Annotated in this window: 4 protein-coding genes; 2 read left to right on the top strand and 2 right to left on the bottom strand. The window is 68.8% G+C overall.

Annotated features, from left to right (window positions below):
* Nucleotides 1-692 (bottom strand): GAF domain-containing protein (locus AC5RV2_RS15010; RefSeq protein ID WP_494092995.1); only part of this gene is annotated, 692 nt, incomplete at its 3' end.
* 163 nt (nucleotides 693-855) lie between these two features.
* Complete coding sequence (locus AC5RV2_RS15005; RefSeq protein ID WP_494092994.1) at nucleotides 856-2061, bottom strand: cytochrome P450; 1206 nt, start codon at nucleotides 2059-2061, stop codon at nucleotides 856-858.
* Nucleotides 2062-2242: 181 nt separating this feature from the next.
* Here AC5RV2_RS15005 and tdh point away from each other — a divergent pair, with 181 nt between their 5' ends.
* Together tdh and AC5RV2_RS14995 are read left to right on the top strand one after the other, a co-directional pair.
* Nucleotides 2243-3289: an L-threonine 3-dehydrogenase gene (gene tdh, locus AC5RV2_RS15000; RefSeq protein WP_494092993.1), complete on the top strand. Its 1047-nt coding sequence runs from the start codon at nucleotides 2243-2245 to the stop codon at nucleotides 3287-3289.
* A 10-nt stretch (nucleotides 3290-3299) separates the two neighbouring features.
* Nucleotides 3300-4480, top strand: a 1181-nt coding sequence (locus AC5RV2_RS14995) for a glycine C-acetyltransferase (RefSeq protein ID WP_494092992.1), incomplete at its 3' end; no start/stop codon positions are given.

Here is a 4480-nt window from a genome sequence, read left to right as displayed (position 1 = left end):
GTCCCCGGGTCGTGCCGGGCGGCTGCCTGGAGGCGGAGAATGCGCAGCTCTGCCTCGGCCGCCGCTACCGCCGCCCGGACCAAGGACAGCGTGTGCGGCGCGGCCGCTTCCTCCCCGCCGGTCAGGTCCACGACGCCGAGGACGGCGCCGGTCTCCGGGTCGGTGATGGGGACGGCGGTGCAGTTCCATGAATGGACCGCCCGGCTGAAGTGCTCGGCACCGGCGATTTGGACTCCGCGGCCCAACGCGAGCGCCGTGCCGGGCGCGCTCGTGCCCACAGTCGCCTCCGACCAGTCGGTGCCGGGCATGAACATCATGTCTTCGGCGCGGTCTTTCAGGCGGGCCTCTCCGTCCACCCAGAGCAACCTCCCGTGTTGGTCTCCCACGGCCACCAGCATCCCGGCGTCGCGGCTGGGCTCCACCAGCAGCCGGGCAAAGACCGGCATGATGGCGGACAACGGATGGTTTCGGCGGAACTCGTCCAGCGCGTCGGCGCCCATGACCAGTGGAGCCAGCGCCCGGTCGGGATCCGCCGCGTGCCGCAAGGACCTTTGCCAGGAGTCGCGGACCACTGCGCGCAGCCCCCTGATGCTCCCGGTCCCGCCGGACAGCTGCATCGGATCCAGCCGCTCGTGCGCGGCGTAGGCCTGGTCCTGCACGGGCCGGGACGCTGGCTGGGCTGGGTGCGGCACTGGAGAACCCCTTTTACCGGATCGCAGCCACGCACCTGTGGCCGGGGTCACAGTCTAGCCTGCGCTTCCGCGGCCTTTCCACCGGCTTTTCGTGGCACGAGGTTCCCGGCCGGTTTTCTGTCTCCCATGGGCCCCGGCGGGCCCCATTGCGCCGGGGTCGGGGTCAGGCGGCGACCAGGCGCAGGGGCAGCGAGGAGTAGCCCTTCAGCGTGTTGTGCAGGTAGGGGACCGGAGCGCCCGTGGGCTCAAGGCGTTCCACATTCCGGGCCAGCCAGGTCAGGACAACATGCATCTCCAGCCGGGTGATCGGCTGGCCGACGCAGCGGTGGATGCCGTTGCCGAAGGCGATCATGCCGGCCGCGTCGCGTTCGATCCGGAAGGTGTCCGCATCGGGCCCGAACTGGGCCTCGTCGCGGTTGGCGGACCCGAGGAACAAGGCCAGCTTGCTGCCGGCGGCCAGACTGACGCCGGAGATTTCGGTATCTGCCGACGTGGTCCGGTAGAACGACTGGAACGGGCTTTCGAACCGCAGCACCTCGTTGATGGCCAGCGAGACCATCTGCGGATTCTTCCGCAGGATGCGCCACTGCTCCGGATGTTCCGCGAAGAGCTTGAGGGCGTTTCCAATGCCGATCACCGTGGTGTCCAGGCCGGCTGAGAGCAGCGCGCGCACCACCAGCGGTGCCATCTCCTCCGGCAACTCGCCGCGGTCGACGTACTGCCACAACTGTTCGCCCATCCCGCCGGGGCTCAGGTTTTCCCGCCGCGTCCGGTCCATTACCCACTCCGGCGTCCCGGCCCCTTGTTCGAAGTAGAAGCGGTGGCGTTCGTTTTCGGGGCCGAAGTGGCTGAAGTTCATGGCTCCGTGCGTCAGCAGGTTCTCCTCGCGCCCGTCACGGGGTATGCCGACGGCGTCGCCGAACGCCCGGAGGGGGAACACCTCGGCCAGATCCTTGACGCCGTCGATGGAACCGCGCTCGAGCAGTTCGGGCAGCAACTGGTCGGCGTAGGCCTCGAATCCGGCCCGCAGGGCGCGGGTCCCCTTGGGCGAGATGACTCCGGCCATGGCGTCCCGCATCACGGTGTGCCGCGGCGGGTCCGACTCGAGGATGCCCTGCGGCCGCCAGTTGGGTTCCTTCAGCAGGTCCTTCGGCCCCACCCCCGCTCCGGAGATGAAGGTCCGGTGGTCGGCCAGGATGTCCCGGCACTCCGCGTAGCGCCCGAAGGCCGGCACCTGGTACTTTTCCAGCCAGACCGCCGGCCCGGCTGCCCGCATGCGGCCGAACAGGCCGTACGGGTCCGCCAGCACCGCATCCGAGTACGGGTCGTCGGCGATTACCGGGATGCTGTGATCGGTCCTGGTTGCCACGCGTTGGCCTCGCTTACGTCGTAGGGAAGAAGTGCTTGCGAGCAAAGCTACCCTGACCGCGACGCGACGGATACTGTGACGCGCTCCACTTCGCCAAGACAGTTACGTAGAGTTGGCCTAGTGATCCGGGCCACAGCCCGGGCGGCCGGACGCGCCGGCCCGCTTAGCGAAAGGACACCGCGTGAAGGCGCTCTACAAGTCCGGCGCACAGGCCGGCTTCGAGCTGGTCGACCGTCCGGAACCGGAACCCGGCACCGGCGAGGTCAAGATCAAGGTCCACACCACGGGCATTTGCGGCACCGACCTGCACATCCAGGCCTGGGACGACTGGGCCGCCGGGGCGGTCCGGGCGCCGCTGATCCCCGGCCACGAGTTCTATGGCGAGGTCGTGGCCGTCGGCGGCGCCGTGCAGGACGTCCAGATCGGCGACCGGGTCTCGGGGGAGGGCCACATCGTCTGCGGGACCTGCCGGAACTGCCGCGCGGGCCGGCGGCAGATGTGCATCCGGACTGTCAGCGTCGGCGTGCAGCGGGACGGTGCCTTCGCCGAGTACGTGGTGATCCCCGAAACCAACGTGTGGGTGCACACCGACCCGGCGGTCACGCCCGAACTGGGCGCGGTCTTCGATCCGTTCGGAAACGCCGTGCACACGGCACTGAGCTTTCCGCTGGTCGGCGAAGACGTCCTGATCACCGGCGCCGGGCCCATCGGGCTGATGGCCATAGCGGTGGTCCGCCACGCCGGCGCCCGCAAGATCGCCGTCACCGACGTGTCCGCCGAACGGTTGGAGCTGGCCAAGCAGATGGGCGCCGACCTGGTGGTGGACGTCAGCCACGCCCGGGTGGCGGACGCACAACGGCAGCTGGAACTGGTCGAAGGCTTTGACATCGGGCTGGAGATGTCCGGCCGCGGCTCGGCGCTGCGCGCCATGATCGACAACATGACCCACGGCGGCCGGATCGCGCTGCTGGGGCTGCCGGCCGAAGACATCACCATCGACTGGGCCAAGGTGGTCACCCACATGCTCACGCTCAAGGGCATCTACGGGCGCGAGATGTACGAAACCTGGTACGCGATGAGCGCCATGCTCTCCTCCAGCCCGGCCCTGCACGCGGCGATTTCCTCCGTGATCACCGACGTGCTGCCGGCCGCGGAATGGGAGCGCGGGTTCGAGACGGCCCGGCAGGGGACAAGCGGCAAAGTGGTCTTGGACTGGACCAGGATCTAGGGAGGGAAGCATGTACGGAAGACTCAAGGACCAGCTGGCCTCGGAGCTGGAGGAAATCCGCGCCGCCGGACTGTTCAAGGCCGAACGGCGCATCACCACCCCGCAGTCCAGCCACATCTCTGCTGGGCCGGCGGACGGATCGACCCGCGAGGTGCTGAACTTCTGCGCGAACAACTACCTGGGGTTGGCCGACCATCCGGACATCATCGCCACCGCGAAGGCCGCCATGGACGACCGCGGGTTCGGCATGGCCAGCGTGCGCTTTATCTGCGGCACGCAGGACCTCCACCTGCAGCTGGAACGGGAGGTGTCGCGCTTCCTGGGCACCGAGGACACCATCCTGTTCTCGTCCTGTTTCGACGCCAACGGCGGGGTCTTTGAATCGTTGTTCGGGCCGGAGGATGCCATCATCTCGGACGCGCTGAATCATGCCTCGATCATCGACGGCATCCGGCTGTCCAAGGCAGAGCGGTTCCGCTACGCCAATCGGGACATGGCGGAACTGCAGGAGCGGCTGCAACAGGCCGCGGCGATGAACGACGGCGCCGGCGCCCGGCGGACCGTCATCGTCACCGACGGCGTGTTCTCCATGGACGGTTACCTGGCCCCGCTGGAACGGATCTGCGAACTGGCCGAAGAATACGGCGCGCTGGTGATGGTCGACGACTCGCACGCCGTCGGCTTCATGGGGGCCAACGGTGCCGGCACCCCGGAGCATGCCGGGGTGGCCGACAGGGTGGACATCTACACCGGGACCTTCGGCAAGGCGCTCGGCGGTGCCTCCGGCGGTTACGTGTCCGGCCGCCGCGAAATCGTGACCGTGCTGCGGCAAAAGGCCCGGCCGTACCTGTTCTCCAACTCCGTCGCGCCGGCCATCGTGGCTGCCACCTTGAAGGCGCTGGAACTGGTGGGCGGTTCGGCCGACCTTCGGTCCCGGCTGCAGGACAACACCGCGTTGTTCCGCCGGCGGATGGCCGAGGAAGGGTTCGACCTGCTGGAAGGCGGGCACCCGATCGTCCCGGTGATGTTCCACGACGCGGTCCTCGCCGGGCGGGTGGCCGAGGCCATGCTCGCCCACGGCGTGTACGTCACCGCCTTCAGCTATCCGGTCGTGCCCAAGGGCGCGGCCCGGATCCGCGTGCAGCTCTCGGCGGCCCATAGCGCCGACGACGTCGAGGCGTGCGTCGCGGC

This window comes from Arthrobacter sp. Y3225116, from assembly GCF_059091245.1.
The sequence above is the reverse complement of the archived record's forward strand: the minus strand, read 5'-3'. Positions and strand labels throughout refer to the sequence as shown.